Annotated in this window: 18 protein-coding genes; 8 read left to right on the top strand and 10 right to left on the bottom strand. The window is 73.5% G+C overall.

Annotation, left to right across the window (positions count from 1 at the left end; all coding sequences use genetic code 11):
* Positions 1 to 111: 111 nt before the first annotated feature.
* Both AQJ58_RS16325 and AQJ58_RS16320 read left to right on the top strand, forming a co-directional pair.
* The gene (locus tag AQJ58_RS16325) at positions 112 to 876 is read left to right on the top strand and encodes an SDR family oxidoreductase (protein ID WP_067250672.1); all 765 of its coding nucleotides are present in this window, start codon (positions 112 to 114) and stop codon (positions 874 to 876) included.
* Positions 877 to 1,165: 289 nt separating this feature from the next.
* The gene (locus tag AQJ58_RS16320) at positions 1,166 to 1,759 is read left to right on the top strand and encodes a TetR/AcrR family transcriptional regulator (RefSeq protein WP_067250669.1); all 594 of its coding nucleotides are present in this window, start codon (positions 1,166 to 1,168) and stop codon (positions 1,757 to 1,759) included.
* Between the two features lie 50 nt (positions 1,760 to 1,809).
* Here AQJ58_RS16320 and AQJ58_RS16315 read toward each other — a convergent pair whose 3' ends face one another.
* Both AQJ58_RS16315 and AQJ58_RS16310 read right to left on the bottom strand, forming a co-directional pair.
* On the bottom strand, positions 1,810 to 3,024 hold the full coding sequence (locus AQJ58_RS16315) for an acyl-CoA dehydrogenase family protein (RefSeq protein WP_067250666.1): 1,215 nt from the start codon (positions 3,022 to 3,024) through the stop codon (positions 1,810 to 1,812).
* Between the two features lie 5 nt (positions 3,025 to 3,029).
* Complete coding sequence (locus tag AQJ58_RS16310) at positions 3,030 to 4,052, bottom strand: phosphotransferase family protein (protein ID WP_067250663.1); 1,023 nt, start codon at positions 4,050 to 4,052, stop codon at positions 3,030 to 3,032.
* A 212-nt stretch (positions 4,053 to 4,264) separates the two neighbouring features.
* Here AQJ58_RS16310 and AQJ58_RS16305 point away from each other — a divergent pair, with 212 nt between their 5' ends.
* Complete coding sequence (locus tag AQJ58_RS16305) at positions 4,265 to 5,224, top strand: NADP-dependent oxidoreductase (RefSeq protein WP_067250660.1); 960 nt, start codon at positions 4,265 to 4,267, stop codon at positions 5,222 to 5,224.
* A gap of 90 nt (positions 5,225 to 5,314) precedes the next feature.
* Here the strand turns inward: AQJ58_RS16305 and AQJ58_RS16300 are convergent, their stop codons facing one another.
* Positions 5,315 to 5,641 (bottom strand): DUF202 domain-containing protein, encoded by a 327-nt coding sequence (locus AQJ58_RS16300; protein ID WP_067250657.1) that lies wholly within the window; start codon positions 5,639 to 5,641, stop codon positions 5,315 to 5,317.
* Complete coding sequence (locus tag AQJ58_RS16295; RefSeq protein ID WP_067250654.1) at positions 5,638 to 6,030, bottom strand: YidH family protein; 393 nt, start codon at positions 6,028 to 6,030, stop codon at positions 5,638 to 5,640. Before AQJ58_RS16295 ends, AQJ58_RS16300 begins: the two co-directional genes overlap by 4 nt.
* A gap of 65 nt (positions 6,031 to 6,095) precedes the next feature.
* On the opposite strand from AQJ58_RS16295, the gene AQJ58_RS16290 reads away from it, so the two are divergent.
* Complete coding sequence (locus AQJ58_RS16290) at positions 6,096 to 6,800, top strand: hypothetical protein (RefSeq protein ID WP_067250651.1); 705 nt, start codon at positions 6,096 to 6,098, stop codon at positions 6,798 to 6,800.
* Here AQJ58_RS16290 and AQJ58_RS16285 read toward each other — a convergent pair.
* Positions 6,775 to 7,290, bottom strand: a complete 516-nt coding sequence (locus AQJ58_RS16285) for an NUDIX domain-containing protein (protein ID WP_067250649.1) — start codon at positions 7,288 to 7,290, stop codon at positions 6,775 to 6,777. The genes AQJ58_RS16290 and AQJ58_RS16285 overlap by 26 nt on opposite strands.
* Positions 7,291 to 7,344: 54 nt before the next feature.
* On the bottom strand, positions 7,345 to 8,238 hold the full coding sequence (locus AQJ58_RS16280) for a DMT family transporter (protein ID WP_067250646.1): 894 nt from the start codon (positions 8,236 to 8,238) through the stop codon (positions 7,345 to 7,347).
* A gap of 352 nt (positions 8,239 to 8,590) precedes the next feature.
* On the opposite strand from AQJ58_RS16280, the gene AQJ58_RS16275 reads away from it, so the two are divergent.
* The 3 genes from AQJ58_RS16275 to AQJ58_RS16265 all read left to right on the top strand — a co-directional run bounded on the left by AQJ58_RS16275 (position 8,591) and on the right by AQJ58_RS16265 (position 10,980).
* Positions 8,591 to 9,577, top strand: a complete 987-nt coding sequence (locus AQJ58_RS16275; RefSeq protein ID WP_067250940.1) for a hypothetical protein — start codon at positions 8,591 to 8,593, stop codon at positions 9,575 to 9,577.
* A 73-nt stretch (positions 9,578 to 9,650) separates the two neighbouring features.
* Positions 9,651 to 10,376, top strand: a complete 726-nt coding sequence (locus tag AQJ58_RS16270) for a molybdopterin-dependent oxidoreductase (protein WP_067250644.1) — start codon at positions 9,651 to 9,653, stop codon at positions 10,374 to 10,376.
* The gene (locus tag AQJ58_RS16265; protein ID WP_067250642.1) at positions 10,360 to 10,980 is read left to right on the top strand and encodes a cytochrome b/b6 domain-containing protein; all 621 of its coding nucleotides are present in this window, start codon (positions 10,360 to 10,362) and stop codon (positions 10,978 to 10,980) included. The genes AQJ58_RS16270 and AQJ58_RS16265 overlap by 17 nt, the downstream gene beginning before the upstream one ends.
* Positions 10,981 to 11,027: 47 nt before the next feature.
* Here AQJ58_RS16265 and AQJ58_RS16260 read toward each other — a convergent pair whose 3' ends face one another.
* Positions 11,028 to 11,546, bottom strand: a complete 519-nt coding sequence (locus tag AQJ58_RS16260) for a gluconokinase (protein WP_067250639.1) — start codon at positions 11,544 to 11,546, stop codon at positions 11,028 to 11,030.
* Between the two features lie 131 nt (positions 11,547 to 11,677).
* On the opposite strand from AQJ58_RS16260, the gene AQJ58_RS16255 reads away from it, so the two are divergent.
* Positions 11,678 to 12,379, top strand: a complete 702-nt coding sequence (locus tag AQJ58_RS16255) for a FadR/GntR family transcriptional regulator (protein ID WP_067250636.1) — start codon at positions 11,678 to 11,680, stop codon at positions 12,377 to 12,379.
* A gap of 15 nt (positions 12,380 to 12,394) precedes the next feature.
* Here AQJ58_RS16255 and AQJ58_RS16250 read toward each other — a convergent pair whose 3' ends face one another.
* The 3 genes from AQJ58_RS16250 to AQJ58_RS16240 form a co-directional block, all read right to left on the bottom strand.
* Positions 12,395 to 12,772, bottom strand: a complete 378-nt coding sequence (locus AQJ58_RS16250) for a YchJ family protein (RefSeq protein WP_420712156.1) — start codon at positions 12,770 to 12,772, stop codon at positions 12,395 to 12,397.
* 13 nt (positions 12,773 to 12,785) lie between these two features.
* On the bottom strand, positions 12,786 to 14,129 hold the full coding sequence (locus AQJ58_RS16245) for a M1 family metallopeptidase (RefSeq protein ID WP_067250630.1): 1,344 nt from the start codon (positions 14,127 to 14,129) through the stop codon (positions 12,786 to 12,788).
* A gap of 74 nt (positions 14,130 to 14,203) precedes the next feature.
* Positions 14,204 to 18,247 (bottom strand): Pls/PosA family non-ribosomal peptide synthetase, encoded by a 4,044-nt coding sequence (locus AQJ58_RS16240; protein WP_079078961.1) that lies wholly within the window; start codon positions 18,245 to 18,247, stop codon positions 14,204 to 14,206.
* Between the last annotated feature and the right edge of the window lie 49 nt (positions 18,248 to 18,296).

Here is an 18,296-nt window from a genome sequence, read left to right as displayed (position 1 = left end):
ACGTCATGGGTTGTGTTTCGGCTGCGGGTGTTCGTGCTTGCCTTTCCTCCTACATACCGACCGGTTAGTCTGGCCCTGCTGAGCCGTGTCGCGTCGTGTCGGAGGAGACCGATGGTGGGAGCCGTGCAGGGTGCTGGGGTCGTCGTCACCGGGGCCGGGGGCGGGATCGGGGCCGCGCTGGCCCGGCGGTTCGCCGCCGAGGGGGCCAGAGTGGTCGTCAACGACCTGGACGCGGGACGGGCCCGCGCCGTCGCCGACGAGATCGGCGGGACCGCCCTGCCCGGGGACGCCTCGGCGGTCGTCGGCCCCGCCCGGGAGGCGCTCGGCGGCACCGTCGACGTGTACTGCGCCAACGCCGGGGTCGCCTCCGGTGGTTCCGAGGCGGCCGGCGAGGCCGTGTGGGCGCAGGCCTGGGACGTCAATGTCATGGCCCATGTGCGGGCCGCCCATGCCCTGCTGCCCGACTGGCTGGAGCGGGGCGGCGGGCGGTTCGTCTCGACCGTCTCCGCCGCGGGACTGCTCACGATGATCGGCGCCGCCCCGTACAGCGTCACCAAGCACGGCGCCTATGCCTTCGCCGAGTGGCTCTCGCTCACCTACCGCCATCGCGGGATCAAGGTCCACGCGATCTGTCCGCAGGGCGTGCGCACCGACATGCTGGACGCCACCGGCAGCGCGGGCGACCTGGTGCTCAAGCCCACCGCGATCGAGCCGGAGGACGTGGCGGACGCCCTGTTCAAGGGCATCGAGGAAGACCGTTTCCTCATCCTGCCGCACCCCGAGGTGGCCGGCTACTACCGGGCGCGCGCCGCCGACCCCGACCACTGGCTGGGCAACATGAACCACCTCCAGCAGAAGTGGGAGGCCACCGGATGACCGCCTCGGGGCGAGGTCCGGCCGCGCGAGGTCGAGGACCTGCTGTACCCCCCGTCCCGCCGGGCGCGAGGCCGCCGTCGTCGGCCTGCCGGACGCCTACCGGGGCGAGACCGTCAGGGCCTGCGTCAGCCTGCGTCCCGGCGCACGGGCGGATGCCGATACGCTCGCCGCTTACTGCAAGGACAGACCGGCCCGACCTGCCCAAGACGGCAAATGGGAAGATCCTCCGTCGGGAACCGCGTTCCCGCACGCACGACCGGTAGAACGAGAAGGAAGGCAGGTGGCGGCAGTGCCCAGGACGACGGACGGCTCGGAGGCCCCTGTTCCGCAACGGCTCCTCGCCGCCGCCACCCGGCTCTTCGCCGAGCAGGGTTACGACCGCACCTCCGTGCAGGAGATCGTCGAGGCGGCCGGCGTCACCAAGGGGGCGCTGTACCACTACTTCGGATCCAAGGACGATCTGCTGCACGAGGTGTACGCGCGCGTGCTGCGTGTGCAGCAGGAGCGCCTGGACGCCTTCGCGGACGCCGACGAACCGATCGAGAAGCGGCTGCGCGGAGCCGCGGCCGACGTCGTCGTCACGACGATCGAGAACCTCGACGACGCGATGATCTTCTTCCGCTCCATGCACCACCTGAGCCCCGAGAAGAACAAGCAGGTCCGCGCCGAGCGCCGGCGCTACCACGAACGCTTCCGCGCGCTCGTCGAGGAGGGCCAGGAGGCCGGCGTCTTCTCCACGGCGACCCCCGCCGACCTGGTGGTGGACTACCACTTCGGCTCCGTCCACCACCTGTCCACCTGGTACCGCCCGGACGGCCCGATGGGGGCCCAGGAGGTCGCCGACCACCTCGCCGACCTGCTGCTGCGCGCCCTGCGGCCCTAGGCACGGGTAAGGGGCGGTCGTCCGTTGGCGACCGCCCCTCACCGCGTGCCCTACAGGTACTTCTTCAGCTCACGCCGTGCCAGCGACCGCTGGTGCACCTCGTCCGGGCCGTCCGCGATCATCAGCGTGCGCGCCCCGGCGTACAGCTCGGCCAGCGGGAAGTCCTGGCTGACCCCGCCCGCGCCGTGCAGCTGGATCGCCCGGTCGATGATGTCGACGACCGCGCGGGGCGTGGCGATCTTGATGGCCTGGATCTCCGTGTGGGCGCCCCGGTTGCCGACCGTGTCCATCATCCAGGCGGTCTTCAGCACCAGCAGCCGCAGCTGCTCGACCGTCACGCGCGCGTCCGCGATCCAGTTGTGCACCACGCCCTGCTGACCGAGGGCCTTGCCGAACGCGGTCCGGGACACCGCCCGCCGGCACATCAGCTCGATCGCCCGCTCCGCCATGCCGATCAGCCGCATGCAGTGGTGGATCCGGCCCGGACCGAGCCGCGCCTGGGCGATGGCGAAGCCGCCGCCCTCCTCGCCGATCAGGTTCGTCACCGGCACGCGCGCGTCCTCGAAGACCACCTCGGCGTGACCGCCGTGGTAGTGGTCCTCGTAGCCGAACACCTGCATGGCCCGCCTGACGGTGACGCCCGGGGTGTCGCGCGGCACGAGCACCATGGACTGCTGACGGCGGATGTCCGCGCCCTCGGGGTCCGTCTTGCCCATCACGATGAAGATCTTGCAGTCGGGGTTCATCGCCCCGGAGATGTACCACTTGCGGCCCGTGATGACGTACTCGTCGCCCTCCCGCCGGATGAGCGTGGTGATGTTGGTGGCGTCGGAGGAGGCCACCTCCGGCTCGGTCATCGCGAACGCCGAGCGGATCTCGCCCGCCAGCAGCGGCTCCAGCCACTGCTTGCGCTGCTGCTCGTCCCCGAACTGCGAGAGCACCTCCATGTTCCCGGTGTCGGGAGCGGCACAGTTCAGGGCGGTGGGCGCGAGCTGCGGGGAGCGCCCGGTGATCTCGGCGAGCGGCGCGTACTGGAGGTTGGTGAGCCCCGCGCCGTACGCGGCGTCGGGCAGGAAGAGGTTCCACAGGCCCTGCCTGCGCGCCTGTGCCTTCAGCTCCTCCACCACGGCCGGTGTGTCCCAGGGCGACGCCAGCGCTGCCCGCTGCTCCTCCGCGAGGGCCTCCGCCGGATAGACGTACTCGTCCATGAAGGCGAGCAGCTTCCCGCGCAGTTCCTCGGTGCGCGCGTCGAACGCGAAGTCCATGGCGGTCAGCCTTCCTGCAGAGTGGTCAGTCCGTGCTCGATGAAGACGGGGACGAGCTCCCCGATCCGGTCGAAGCCGCGCCCGACCGTCTGGCCCAGCGTGTACCGGTAGTGGATGCCCTCCAGGATCACGGCGAGCTTGAACCAGGCGAACGCCGCGTACCAGGAGACGGCCGAGACGTCGCGCCCCGAGCGCGCCGCGTACCGCTCGATCAGCTCGGCGGGCGCGGGATGACCGGCGGCCGCGGCGGTCGTGGAGATGGGGGAGTCCGGCAGCCGCAGCGGCACGCTGTACATCACCAGCAGGCCCAGGTCGGTCAGCGGGTCGCCGAGCGTGGACATCTCCCAGTCGAGGATCGCCCTGATCCGGTCGTCGTCGCCGATCAGGACGTTGTCGAGCCGGTAGTCGCCGTGCACCACGGCCGGCGCGGGGGAGGAGGGCAGGGCGCGGCCGAGCGCCGCGTGCAGTTCGTCGATCCCGGCCAGGTCACGGCTGCGGGAGGCGTCCAGCTGCTTGCCCCAGCGGCGCAGCTGGCGGTCCAGGAACCCCTCGGGGCGCCCGAAGTCGGCCAGCCCCACCTCGGCCGGGTCGACCGCGTGCAGCTCCACCAGGGTGTCCACCAGCGACAGCACCGCGCCCCGGGTGCGCTCCGCGCCGATCGGGGCCAGCTCGGCCGCCGTGCGGTACGGGGTGCCCTCGACGAAGTCCATGACGTAGAAGGGCGCGCCGAGCACCTCCTCGTCCTCGCACAGCAGCACCGGCCGCGGCACCGGCACGCTCGTCGGGTGCAGGGCGCTGATCACCCGGTGCTCGCGCCTCATGTCGTGCGCGGTGGCGAGCACATGGCCGAGCGGGGGCCGCCGCACGACCCACGTGCCCGTGCCGTCGCCGACCTCGTAGGTGAGGTTCGACCGTCCGCCCTCGATCAGCCGGCCGGTCAGGGGGCCGGCGACCAGACCGGGGCGCTCGCGCTCCAGCAGGGCGCGCAGCCGGTCGAGGTCGAGACCTGGCGGGTGGTCGGGGCTCATGACATCGCTCCTACGGACGGGTGCAGGCTACCCGCCCTATCATGCCGACCGGTCGGTATGTAGTCCAGTGGTGGCGCGCGACGTGATCGGGCCCACCCTAGGCCGACGGCCGCCCGGGCAGAAGCGGGACGGGCCGTGGCGGGTGATTTCCGGTCCGCCCCGCCCCGGCACCCGGGTTGCGCGGCACGCGATCACCCCGGAGGGTCGGTGACATGAAGGGCATCAGCTACAGCCGCTACGGCGGTCCCGAGGTCCTGGAGTACGGAGAGCTCCGCGACCCCAAGGTCGGCCCCGACTCGGTGCTGGTCAGGGTCAGGGCGGCGGCCGTCAACCCCGTCGACTGGAAGTGCCGCGAGGGGTACCTGGACCCCGTGCTCGACGCCGTCTTCCCGGTGGTGCCCGGCTGGGACGTCTCCGGAGTGGTCGTCCGGCCGGGGGCGGCCGTCTCCGAGTTCACGGCCGGCGACGAGGTCGTCGGGTACGTCCGCGAGGACTTCCTCTCCCGCGGCACCTTCGCCGAGTACGTCGCCGCTCCCGTGCGCACCCTCGCCCGCAAGCCCCGCAACCTCACCTGGGAGGAGGCGGCCGGACTGCCCCTGACCGGCCTCACCGCCCACCAGGTGCTGACCCGGGTGCTGCGGGTCCGGCGCGGCGAGACGGTCCTCGTCCACGCGGCCGCGGGCGGCGTCGGCTCGATCGCCGTCCAGCTCGCCCGGCACACCGGCGCCCGGGTGATCGGCACGGCGAGCGAGGCCCACCACGACTTCGTGCGCTCGCTCGGCGGCGAACCGGTCACCTACGGCGAGGGGCTCGCCGAACGGGTGCGCGGGCTGGCCCCCGAGGGGGTCGACGCGGTGTTCGACACCGTCGGGGGCGACACGCTGAAGGTCTCCGCCCAGCTGCTGGCCCCCGACGGCCGTCTGGCGTCGATCGCCGACGGCGAGGTCGTCGGCTACGGAGGCGTCTACTACTTCGTACGACCCGACGCCGAGGACCTCACCCGGCTGGCGGAGCTGGTCGAACAGGGCGTGGTCTCCGTGCACGTCTCCGCGACCTTCCCGCTGGAACGCACGGCGGACGCGCACCGGCTGAGCCGGCAGGGACGCACCCGGGGCAAGATCGTGGTGACGGTGCCGCCGGAGGACGAACCCGACGACCGGGCCGCCGACTGAACCGCCCGCCGCGCGACGCCGGCCGGCCCCGGTGACCGCAGAGGTTCACCGGCTCGCGAGGCCCGACCTTCCCGGCCACGGCCCACAGCGCTAGACCACCAGCGCCGCCGCGCACACCGCCGTCGCCACCGCGCACAGCACCGCCAGGGCCGCTTGCCGCGGGCGGAGCGCGGTCGGTGCCGGGGCCGTGGCCAGGGCGCGGATCCGGCGGTGGGCGAGCAGCAGGAACGCCAGCCACAGCGCACAGACCAGGGCGCAGGCGAGGATCCCGGTCGCCGAGGTGCCGCCGTGCAGCGCGGTCTTCACGGCGAGCACGGCGGCGACCGTGCTGGACAGGGTCGTCCGCCGCCACGCCAGCCGCGTCCGCTCCGGCTGGAGCCCCGGATCCCGTTCCGCCGCCCCGCTCCGCTCGCTCATCCCGCCCAGCCGAGCAGCACCACGACCACCATCGCCACCGCCACCAGCGCGACGACCACGCTCAGCAGTGCCGGGAAACGGGACGCCGGCAGATCCTCCCCCCGGCGCATCGCCCGCTCGCAGCGCATCCAGTGGTTCACCGCGCGCAGCGCGCACAGCACACCCGCCGCCAGCAGCGCCAGCGCCAGACCGACCCGCCAGCCCCAGCGCAGGTCCGGCAGGAACTGGTCCACCGCGAAGCCCCCGCCGATCAGCGCGAGCGCGGTCCGCAGCCACGCCAGGAAGGTGCGCTCGTTGGCCAGCGAGAACCGGTAGTCCGGGGTGCTGCCCTCCTTGCGCACCTGTTCGGGCGCGAACCACAACCGGGCGTTCCGTACGAAGGCGATCACGCCCAGGACCCTACCCGGCGGCCGGAACGGGGGCGTTGTCAGTGCCTCCCGTTACGGTTTCGGACATGGACCTCCTGGACCACCCCACGGCCCTGGCCGGGTACGCGACGCCCGGGCACGGAATCGCCCCCGCCGAGCACCTCCTCGGCCTGCCCGGGTTCTGGCCCGCGTACTACGGCCCCGTCTGGGACGCCTTCGCGGACGATCCGGAACCCTTCGGTGCCGACCACGCGGACGTCGACGCGGCGGCCGAGGCGCTGTACGAGCGGACGGACGTGTGGCCGGCGTACCGGATACCGCTGCCGCACGGCCGGACGCTATGGGTGGTGCACCGCAACGCCCCCGACGACTCCGGCACGGACTACCTCCTCACCGGCCCCGGCCTGCACCGCGAGCGGGAGCTGGCCGCCATCGAGGGGCACTTCCGCGGCCCGGGGCTGTCCTGGCCCGACCTGGTCGCCCTGGCCCACGCGGCACCGGCGGACACCGACGGGATCCGCGACCCCGACCGGCGGCTGCTCCTGCTGCTGCCCGCCTACGGCGACGCCGACACCCCCGTCGAGGAGGCGCTGGAGCGGATCACGGCCGCGCTGATCGCCGTGGGCGTGGCCCCGCAGGCGGCGCCCGCCGCGGCCGGGCGCTTCCTCGACCACCCCTTCTGGGAGAGCCCGACCTGGCCGGAACCGGGCGGCAGCCCCCTCAGCGGCGGCAGCGGCGCACCCCCACCGATCCGGCAGACCCTGCTCAGCGCGCCGCCCGGAACTCCTTGAGCCGTGCGTACGCCGCGAGCCCGTCCGGCACCCACTCCCACTCCGGCAGCCGCCGCTCCACCTCCTCCTCGGGCAGGAAGGCGTGCCAGGCGACCTCCTCCACCTGAGGGCTGACCGGCAGCTCGCAGCGCACCTCGTACACCGCCGACCACCAGCTCCCCCGGGCGCCGCCGTCGTAGAGGAACTTGAAGAGGAACTCCGGACGGGGGAGCCCGCTCACGCCGAGTTCCTCCTCGGCCTCACGCAGGGCGGCCTCGTCGTAGGCCTCGCCCGCCCCGACCACCCCGCCGACGAACATGTCGTACAGCGAGGGGAAGACCAGCTTGGTCGGGGTGCGCCGGTGCACGAACAGCCGGCCCTCGGCGTCCCGGGCCTGGATGAACACACACCGGTGCCGCAACCCCTCGGCGTACGCCCGCCCCCGCGGGAACTGTCCGACGACCCGGTCGTTCTCGTCGACGATGTCGAGGATTTCGTCAGCAGCGCTCATCCGCCCATCCAAGCAGCCGTCCGCCGACCACGGGAACCGGCCGCCGCCCCCGAGCTACTGCGTCTGCAGGCTGTCGACCCGCTCGCGCGGCGCCACCCCCGAGGGCATCGCCGGGTGCATGCCGAGCAGCACGATGCCCGCGACCACCGCGGCCAGTCCCGCGGCCTCCCAGGCCAGCGCGCCGGTGTCGGTGTGCAGCCGGTCACCGAGGAAGCCCACCCCGCAGACGATGCCGGCGAGCGGCTGGGCCGCGGTCAGCGCGGGCAGCGACATCCGCAGCGGTGCCGTCTCGAAGGCGCTCTGCACCAGCACCAGACCGGTCACACCGAGCGCGAGCACCGCATACGGCTGCCAGCCGGTGAGCAGCTCACCGAGGCCGCCCGCCGAGAAGCGCTGGCCGCTCACCCGGGTCAGGGCGTCCTGGACGCCGTACAGCAGTCCGGCCGCGAGGGACAGCAGGACCGGGCCCGAGCTGAGCCGGGAGCGTTTGGCGTAGGCGGTGAGCAGCAGCGCCAGCCCCACCATCGCACCGGTGATCAGCCAGTGCCGCAGCGGATCGGTGACCGCGGTGCCGCCGCGCGGCTGGCCCGCCACGATGAACGCGGTCACCCCGCCCGCGAGCAGCGCGAGACCCGCCCAGCCCTGGCGGCCCAGCGGCTGCCGGGTCTGGTGACGGGACAGGGCGAGCGCGAAGAGCAGATTCGTCGCGAGCAGCGGTTCGACCAGGGAGACCTCGCCCTGCCCGAGGGCGATCGCGCCCAGCACCATGCCCGCCACCATCAGCCCGATACCGCCCAGCCAGCGCGGCACCTTGATCAGGTCGAGCAGCAGCCGGGGGGACAGGAAGTCGCCGAGCGGTGCCTTCTGGGCGGCGTTCTGCTGGAGCACGAACCCGAAGCCCAGGCAACAGGCGGCGCTCACGGCGAGAACAAGAACCAGAACCGACACAGCTGCGTACCTCGATCATCCGGTCGGGCCACGGACGGGGTGCGTAGTGGCCGACTGTAGCCTCCCAGCGCCCTGCATGCCGCCGGGAGGCCGTAATGCCATGGTGTGCGCTCCCGCCGGGCAGCGCCATGGCGTACGCCACATCGGTCCGCCGCCCACCCCGGCACCGCACTGTCCACCGGCGCAAGCGCGCTCTCAAGTGCCCTGGTCCGTCACGGTAGTCGGCAGCCGTGACAGGTCCCCACGTATTGACGCGGCCGGTGGCGGGGGGTTTGCTGTGCGTGATCGGCCGATCGCGGGTCGATGCCAGAGCCGTCACCGAGGAGGATGAGGAAGTCCCGCGGTGCCCCCGATCCCACCCCCACCCCCGCCACTGCGCCGCGCCCGCCGCGCCGCCGCCCGCACGCCCGACCCGGCCCTCGACGACATCGAACTGGGTGCCGCCCGAGCCGCGTTGTCCCAGGGCCGCCGGCAGCCCGCCCGCTCCCTGCTCGCCCACACCGGCGACGACTGGGACCGCCGCGCCCACCGCGTCAACGTCCTCGCCCGGGAACCGTACGCCGCCGCCTGGGCGCGCGACTGGCTCCTCACCCACCCCGGCTGCCCCGACGGACTCGTCCTGCACGCCCACGCCCAGGTCCGCCGCGCCCTGCGCGGCCGGGAGGACCCGGCCGTCGCCCGCGCGGCCTGCCGCGCCGCCGCCGATCACCTGCCCGCCGACCCCACGCCCTGGCTGGGCCTGCTCCTGCTGGAGCGCGACGGCGGCCCGGAGGCCGTACGGATCTTCGAGGAGATCCGCGCCCGTCACCGCGACCACCACCACGCGCACCACCTGATGATCGCCCGGTTCGCCGAGCGCCGCGCCGCGAACGGCCCCGACCCCCTGCACGAGGTGTACGACTTCGCCGCCTGGGCCGCCGAACAGGCCCCCGCGGACTCCCCGCTCGCGATCCTGCCGGTCGTCGCCCACGCCGAGCGCTACCGCGTCCTGGCCGGCCACGGCTTCGCCCCCGCCGACCCGGCCGCCTCCGGGCACTGGCGCGACGCCCACGCCCGGGACACGATGAAGGCCGCCTTCGACTGGTGGCTGGAATGGGAGCACGACGGCCACCCGCGACGGCTGGTCGACCTGAACTACCTCGCCCACGCCAAGGTCTGCGAGGGCCGGGGGGCCGAGGCGGCCGCCCTCTTCCGGCACATCGGCGACCACCTCACCCCCGAACCCTGGTCCTACCCGGACCGCGCCCCCGGTCCGGCGTTCCGCTCGGCCCGGGCGGCGGCGCTCGGGCCGGTGGCGGGGCTCGGGCCGGTGGCGGGGCTCGGGCCGGTGGCGGGGTGAGAAGTGATGACGGAAGTCTGACGGCTCCGGGGAAACCTGGCCCCGCGCCACCGCCGAGTGTTCGAATGGAGGGGTGAACCCCGAACCGCCCGAGGAACGCGGCACCCCCGTCGGCCGCCGTGTCTTCCTCGGTACCCTCGCCCTCGGCGCCCTGGGGGTCGTCGCCGCGCCCCCGCTCCAACGCGGCCTTGAGGCCTTCCTGGGCAGCGCCGCCGGAAAGGACCCCACCGGCCTGACCGGGCTGCTCCCCAACGGCGGCGGCTTCCGCTACTACTCGGTGGCGGCCTCCGTCCCGCACAAGAACGCCGCCGACTACCGCCTCACCGTCGACGGTCTCGTCGACCGCCCCGCCACCTACACCCTGGACCAGCTCCGGGCCCTGCCGCAGACCCGCATGGTCAAGGACGTCCAGTGCGTCACCGGCTGGCGGGTCCCCGACACCGCCTTCGAGGGCGTACGACTCTCCGACCTCCTCGACGCCGCCGGGGTCCGGGCCGGGGCCGGCGCGCTGCGCTTCACCTGCTTCGACGGCACCTACAGCGAGAGCCTCACCCTCGACCAGGCCCGCCGCGCCGACGTCCTGGTCGCCCTGCGCATGCAGGACAAGGACCTCGGCCACGACCACGGCGGCCCGGTCCGCCTCTACGTGGCCCCGATGTACTTCTACAAGTCCGCCAAATGGCTCTCCGGCATCACGGTCACCAAGGACGTGAAGCCCGGATACTGGGAGGACCGGGGCTACGACGTGGACGCCTGGGTCGGCCGTTCGAACGGGCGGGACGATGAGCCTACGAGCTGAGGCGCCGCCCATGACCCGGATCCCCCGCTTCACCCGCGCCGTGCGGTGGGTCCACCGCACCACCGCGCTCCTCATGGGCGTGTGCGTCCTGACGGCCGCCTTCCTGTACGTCCCCGAGCTCGCGGCACTCGTCGGCCGCCGCGAGCTGGTGGTCCGCGTCCACGAGATCGCGGGCGTCCTGCTGCCGCTGCCGGTGCTCGGGGGCCTCGCCTCCCGCGCGTTCCGCGCCGACCTCGGTCACCTCAACCGCTTCGGCCCGCACGACCGCCGCTGGCTGCGCGCCGCGCTGCGCCGGGACAGACGGCCCGCGTCGCGGCCGGCGGCCAAGTTCAACGCCGGGCAGAAGATCTACGCCGCCTGGATCGCCGGGGCGACGCTGGTGATGCTCGGCACCGGTCTCATGATGTGGTTCACCCATCTCACCCCGATCATGTGGCGCACCAGCGCGACCTTCGTCCACGACTGGCTCGCGCTCACCATCGGCGTGGTCCTCGCCGGCCACATCGGCATGGCCCTCGCCGACCCGGAGGCCCGCCACGGCATGCGCACCGGCTCGGTGACCCGCGAGTGGGCGGAACGCGAACACTCCCTCTGGCGGCCTTAGCGGGGTGGGCGCGCCGCTCGGGTCCGGGCGGAGAGGAAGGGTGCTGACTACGGGTGGCCGTCGGACAGCCCGGCGAGCGCGCGTACGGCCCGGTCGGTGATCTCCTCGGGTGAGCCGGAGACGTCGACGACGACCCCCGCCTCGTCCGGCTGGAGCGGCTGGAGTGTGGCGAACTGCGAGTCCAGCAGAGCCGTCGGCATGAAGTGGCCCCGCCGATGACCCATCCGGTCCTCTATCAGCGTGCGGTCGCCCGCGAGGTGCACGAACACCAGCCCCGGCGCCGTGGCGCGGAGCCGGTCCCGGTACGACCGCTTCAGCGCCGAGCAGCTGACCACGCCGCCCAGCCCGGCCCGCCCCTGCGCCCAGGCGCCGATCGCGTCCAGCCACGGCCACCGGTCCGCGTCCTCCAGCGGGACGCCGGCCGACATCTTGGCGATGCTGGCCCGCGGGTGGAAGTCGTCGCCCTCGGCGTAGGGAACGCCGAGCCGCGTGGCGAGCAGGGGACCGATCGTGGTCTTGCCCGTGCCGGCGACGCCCATCACCGCGACGACGTGAGGGGTACGCATCTCTGCCTCGCTGTCTTCCGACGACACTTCATGTCGACGGCCACTGAAACCGATTAGGTACGACGAATCAAGACTCTGTGATGAATAAGTCTGACCTTTTGGTACGGTGATCCACCCCGTACGCTGAGTGCATGACCACTCCCGGCCGGGGTCTGCACGGCCATGTACTGGACACCCTGGGCCCCTCCATCACCGCCGGCGAGTACCCGCCGGGCAGCGTGTTGCGGACCGACGAGCTGGCCCAGCGCTTCGACGTCTCACGCTCCGTGATGCGCGAGGCGGTCCGGGTCCTGGAATCCATGCATCTGGTCGAGTCCCGCCGCCGCGTGGGCGTGACCGTCCGCCCCAAGGCCGAGTGGAACGTCTACGACCCGCAGGTCATCCGCTGGCGGCTGGCCGGCGCCGACCGCCCGCACCAGCTGCGCTCGCTCACCGTCCTGCGCTCGGCGATCGAACCGGTCGCCGCGGGCCTGGCGGCGCGCCACGCCACGGCCGAGCAGTGCGCGGAACTCACCGAGTGCGCGCTCGGCATGGTGGCCCACTCACGGGGCCACCGCCTGGAGGGCTACCTCCTGCACGACATCGCCTTCCACCGCGTGATCCTCACCGCGTCCGGCAACGAGATGTTCGCCCGCCTCGGCGACGTCGTGGCCGAGGTCCTCGCCGGCCGCACCCAGCACCGGATCATGTTCGAGGACCCGGACCCGGCGGCCGTCACCCTGCACGTCCGGCTGGCCGAGGCGATCCGCGCGGGCGACAGCACCGGCGCCGAGCAGCTCGCCCGCGGGATCATGGCCGGCGCCCTCCGGGAACTGGACGTCCTGGCCCCCTGAACAGGCGTCCGGGGGCTACGCCTCGGGGAACTCCCCGTCCACGTACACCCACGCCCCGTCCACCCGCTCGAACCGGCTCACCTCGTGCAGCGAGCCGCCCCGGTAGGACGCCCGGAACTCCACCGTCCCGCTGCGGTGGAACGCGGAACCGTCCCTCGCCGCGAGGATCTCCAGCCCCGTCCACCGCATGCCCGGATCCAGGTCCAACCGCGCCGGCCGGGTCCGCGGATGCCAGGTCCGCGTCAGATACGCCGCGTCACCGACGACGAAGGCGGTGTAGCGCGAGCGCATCAACGCCTCGGCGGTCGGCGCGGCGACGGGACCGCGGTGGTAGCGGCCGCAGCAGTCGTCGTAGGACTGCGGCAGCCCGCACGGGCAGGAACGCGTGGTCATGGACGCCATTCTGCTAGGCCGTCGCCCGGGTCTCGGCCAGCGGCAGCGGCGGCAGCGCCGGCCGGTACAGCCATGCCTCGAACAGCTCGTCGAGCGGCTCCGGGGTGAACCGGGCCGCGTGCGCCGTGAACATCGCCGTCGTGACCGCGCCGCCCCGGTGCAGCCCGAGCCAGCCACGCAGCATCCGGAAGAACGCGTCGTCGCCGAGCGCGCACCGCAGCGCGTGCACGGCGAGCCCGCCCCGCTGGTACAGCCGGTCGTCGAACATCGTCTTGCGGCCCGGGTCCGCCAGCTTCAGGTCCTGCGGCCGCGAGGACAGCAACCGGTGCGCCGCGGCCGCCAGTTGCTGGGCGCTGCGGCCGCCCGACCGCTCCGACCACAGCCACTCCGCGTACTTCGCGAAGCCCTCGTTGAGCCAGATGTGCCGCCAGTCGGCGATCGACACACTGTTGCCGAACCACTGGTGGGCCAGCTCGTGCGCCACCAGGCGCTCCGAACCCCGGGCCCCGTCCACATGGTTGACGCCGAACAGCGACAACCCCTGCGCCTCCACCGGCACATCGAGTTCCTCGTCGGCCACCACCACCGCGTACTCGTCGAACGGGTAGGGCCCGAACAGCCGTTGGAACAGATCCATCATCCCCGGCTGGCGGGCGAAGTCCCGCGAGAACCGCGCGAGGAGATGCGCCGGTATGTGCCCGTGCATCGGCACCCCGCCCAGCCCGGGATCGCCCAGCAGCACCGTCTGGTACTTGCCGATCGCCAGCCCGACCAGATAGCTCGACGTCGGCGCCGGCTGCTCGTACACCCAGGTCGTCGTGGACGCCTTCGTCGTCCGGGTCAGCAGCCGGCCGCCCGCCACCACCGAGTACGCCGACGGCGTCGTGACCGAGATCAGATACGACGCCTTGTCCGCTGGACGGTCGTTGCACGGGTACCACGACGGCGAACCCACCGGCTGGCTCGCCACCAGCGCGCCGTCCGTCAGCTCCTCCCAGCCGATCCCGCCCCACGGGCTCGACACCGGCTTGGGATTGCCCGACCAGTGCACCTCGACGGTGAAGGCGGCCCCCGCCCGCAGCGACTTGGCGGGGCGGATCCGCAGCTTCCCGCCGCGGTGCGTGTAGTGCGGCTGCCGGCCGTCCACCCGGACCCGCCCGATCCTGAAGTCGGCCAGGTTCAGCTGGAATTCGGCCAGCGGCGCCCGGCCCGCGATCGCGTTGATCCGGGCCGTGCCCGACAGCCGGTTCGGGCCGGGACGGTAGTCCAGCGTGAGTTCGTAGCGATGCACCCGGTAACGGGGATCGCCGTTGTCCGGGAAATACGGGTCCGAACCCACCGACTGCTGCACTGCCACTTCCGCGTCCGCTCCCTGCGCCGTACTCGAACCGCTTCTCGGTGCACCGCCCGCGGCCACCGAGTGGCCCGCGTTCAGGGACGCCATGCCTCGATCGGATTGCCCAGCCAGCGGGTGTCGTCCGGGACGGACTCCGCGGCCATGACGAGCGACGCGGGACCCAGGGTCGTACGGGCCCCGACCGTGCTGCCGGGCAGCACGATCCCGCCAGGGCCCAACGTGGCGCCCTCACGGAGGACCACAGTATCCGTCCGCAAGATCCGGTCGTGGAAGAGGTGAGTCTGCAGGACGCACCCGCGTCCCACCGTGGCCCCGTCCTCCAGTGTCACCAGATCCGCCTCCGGGAGCCAATAGCTCTCCACCCACACGCCCCGGCCGATCCGCGCCCCGAGCCCGCGCAGCCACGCCGTCATCACCGGTGTACCCGGCACCGCGCCCGCCAGCCACTGCACGGCGACCACCTCGACGAACGTGTCCGCCAGCTCGTTGCGCCACACGAAGGAGCTCCACAGCGGGTGCTCACCGGTGCGGTGCCGCCCCACCAGCAGCCACTTCGCGGCCACCGACAGCACACAGGCCGCCACCCCCGTGCCCAGCAGCACCAGCCCGCCCAGCAGCGGCGCCCACACCCCGAGGGCGCACAGCGCGGCCACCGTCAGCACGGCCAGCGCCGCCGAGCAGAACACCGGCACGATCCTGCACAGCTCGACCAGCCCCCGCGCCCACAGCAGCCGCGCGGGCGGGTCGTACGTCCGGCTCTGGTCGCCGCCGGCCGTGCTGCGCGGCAGCTTCACCGGCGGCAGACCCAGGTACGAGCTGCCCTTCTTCGCCTTCTTCGGGGTCGCCGACAGCACCCCGACCAGCCCGCCGTCCGGCACGCTCCGGCCCGGCGCGGTCATCCCCGAGTTCCCGAGGAACGCCCGCCGCCCGATCTCCGCGCGCCCGATCCGCACCCAGCCCCCGCCCAGCTCGTACGGCGCGGTCAGCGTGTCGTCCGCCAGGAACGCACCCTCGCCGACCGTCGTCAGGCTCGGCAGCGCCAGCACCGTCGACACCTCCGCGCCCCGCCCGATCCGCATCCCCAGCAGCCGCAGCCACAGCGGTGTCACCAGCCCCGCGTACAGCGGGAACAACGTCTCGCGCGAGCGGTCCATCAGCTGGGTCACCGTCCACGCCTGCCAGCCCACCCGGCCGTGCGTCGGATGCGTGCCCTCGCGCAGCCCCAGGCTCAGCAGCCGTACGGCGACCAGCAGCGCCAGCGCGTACGCCAGCCCGTAGGCGAGCGTCGCCGGGACCAGCGCCAGCACCGCCCCGCGCAGCGCACCGCCCGGCCCGGCGCCCGGCGTCACGAACACCCGGGCCACCACGAGCGCGGCCACCGCCGCCGCCACCGGCAGCAGATTCAGCGCCAGGCCCGTCACGCCGTACATGATCCGCCAGTACGTGCCCCGCTGCGGCCGCTCCTTGGGCCAGTTCCGCTTGGCCTTGCCCAGCTTGACCGCGGGCGCGCCCGCCCAGCGCTGACCGGTCGGGACCTGCCCGGTGACCGCCGAACCCGGCGCCACCTCGGCGCGCTTGCCGACCCGGGCCCCCGGGAAGAGCATGCTGCGCGTGCCGACGACGGCGTGCGCGCCCACCTTGACCGTGCCGATCTCCAGCCGGTCACCGTCCAGCCAGTACCCGGACAGATCCACCTCGGACTCCACGGCCGCGCCGCGCCCGAGCTTGAGCAGACCGGTCACCGGCGGCAGCGAGTGCAGATCGACCTCCGGGCCGATCTTGGCGCCCAGCGCCCGGGCGTACCGCTCCAGCCAGGACCCGGTGAGCGTGGTCGCCCCGCTGAACTCGGCCAGCCGCTCCGCCGCCCACAGCCGCACATGCACCGCGCCACCGCGCGGATACCGGCCCGGCGTCACCCCGCGCAGCAGCAGCCGCGCCCCGCCCGCCGCCATGGCGATCCGCCCCGGCGGGGTGAAGAAGAGCACTGCTCCGGCGGCCACCAGCCACCAGGACGCGGTCGGCAGCCAGCCGTACCCGGGCAGCACATTGCCCAGCGCCGCCAGCACGACCGTCCACCGCAGCCCGAGCAGGGTGAACAGCGGAAGCAGCAGCAGGAGCTGCACACCCTGCGTCGTCCTCGGCACCGGCGCGACCGTACGGCTGCCGCCCTCGTCGTGCGCCGACTCCTCCAGCCGACGGGCCAGCTTGCGCAGCACCGGCTGCTGGTAGATGTCCAGGACGGCCGCGCTCGGGTAGCGGGTGCGCAGCCGGGTGGTGAGCTGGGCGGCGGCCAGGCTGCCACCGCCGATCGCGAAGAAGTCGTCGGAGTGGCTCGTCACCGGCATCCCGAGGACCGCGGCCCACTGCTCGGCCAGCCAGGCCTCGGTACCGTACAGATGCTCGCCCGCCGGCATCTCGACACCGTCGAGCGGCCACGGCAGCGCGTTGCGGTCGACCTTGCCGGACGTCCGGGTCGGCAGATCGTCCACCGGCGCCAGCAGCGGCACCAGCGCGGCCGGCAACGCGGCGCGCAGCCGCTCCACCGCCTCCGCCCGGTCCCAGCCGTCCTGGGTGACCACATACCCGACGAGCAGCTGGTTGCCGCTGCGCGCGGTCCGCACCGCCGCCGCCGCGCCCGCGACCCCCGGCAGCGCCTGGAGCGCCGCGTCCACCTCGCCCAGTTCGATGCGCCGCCCGCCGAGCTTGATCTGCTCGTCGGCCCGCCCGAGGAAGACCAGCCCCTCGGGCTCCGCCTTGACCAGGTCACCGCTGCGGTACGCCCGCTCCCAGCCCAGCGACTCCAGCGGCGCGTACTTCTCGGCGTCCTTCTCGGCGTCGAGGTAGCGTGCGAGGCCGGCCCCGCCGATCACCAGCTGGCCGCTCTCGCCCATCGGCACCGGCTCGCCGGCCTCGTCCACGACGGCCAGCTCCCAGCCGCGCAGCGGCAGCCCGATCCGGACCGGCTCCTCGCCCGACAGCAGCGAGGCACAGGCCACCACGGTCGCCTCGGTCGGCCCGTAGGTGTTCCAGACCTCCCGGCCCTCCGTCACCAGCCGCTGCACCAGCTCGGGCGGGCAGGCCTCACCGCCGAAGATCAGCAGCCGGACGTCGGTGAGGGTCTCCGGCTCCCAGAGCGCGGCCAGCGTCGGCACGGTGGAGACCACGGTGATCTCCTGCTCGACCAGCCAGGGCCCGAGATCGGCGCCGCTCCTGACCTGCGACCGGGGCACCGGCACCAGACAGGCGCCGTAGCGCCACGCGAGCCACATCTCCTCGCAGGAGGCGTCGAAGGCCACCGAGAGACCCGCCATCACACGGTCACCGGGCCCGATGGGCTCCTCGGTGAGGAACAGCGCGGCCTCGGCGTCCACGAAGGCGGCGGCACTGCGGTGACTGACGGCCACGCCCTTGGGCTTGCCGGTGGAGCCGGAGGTGAAGATGATCCAGGCGTCGTGCTCGACGGTCGGCCGGGCGGCCCGCGTGCGGGAGGCCCCGTGAGCGGTGCTCTCGTGAGCGGTGCTCTCGTGAGCGGTGCTCCCGTGAGCGGTCGTCTCACGAGCGCTGCTTTCGTGGGCGGTGCTCCCGGGAGCGGTCGTCTCGCGAGCGCTGCTCCCGTGGGCAGACCCTCCGTGAGCGGTGCTCCCGAAGGCAGTGCTTCCGTGGGCGGTGCCTCCGTGGGCGGTGATCTCGTGCCCGGCGCCGATCACGGCCCGCACGTCCGCCTCACCGAACACCAGCTCGGCCCGCTCGTCGGGGTCCTCGGCGTCCACGGGCACATAGGCGGCACCCGCCGCGAGCACGGCGAGGATCGCCACATAGAGGTCGTTGGTGCCGGACGGCACCCGCACCCCCACCCGGTCCCCGAGCGCCACCCCGGCGGCGGCGAGCCGGCGCCGCAGCCGCTCCACCTCCACGGCGAGCGCCCGGTAGGTCAGGGGGGTGTTGCCGTCGTCCAGGGCGAGCTCGTCCGGGTACGACCGCACCGACCCCTCGAAGACGTCGACCAGCGTGCGGGGGGAAGCTGCGGGCCCGCCGGAGAAGCGTGCCCTGTCACCGAGTTGTACGCGGATTTCTTCGTCGAGCAGGCCGAGAGCGCTGCTCTCGTCAATCGCTGCCATCGGTCCTCGCGTCTCGATCCCGGAAGCCTCCGGGGTGCCGGCGGGCCCG

The sequence above is a fragment of the Streptomyces sp. DSM 15324 genome, assembly GCF_001514285.1.
In the GTDB taxonomy this organism is placed as follows: Bacteria; Actinomycetota; Actinomycetes; order Streptomycetales; family Streptomycetaceae; genus Streptomyces.
Note: the sequence above shows the minus strand (reverse complement) of the source record. Positions and strands in the feature narration are given on the sequence as shown.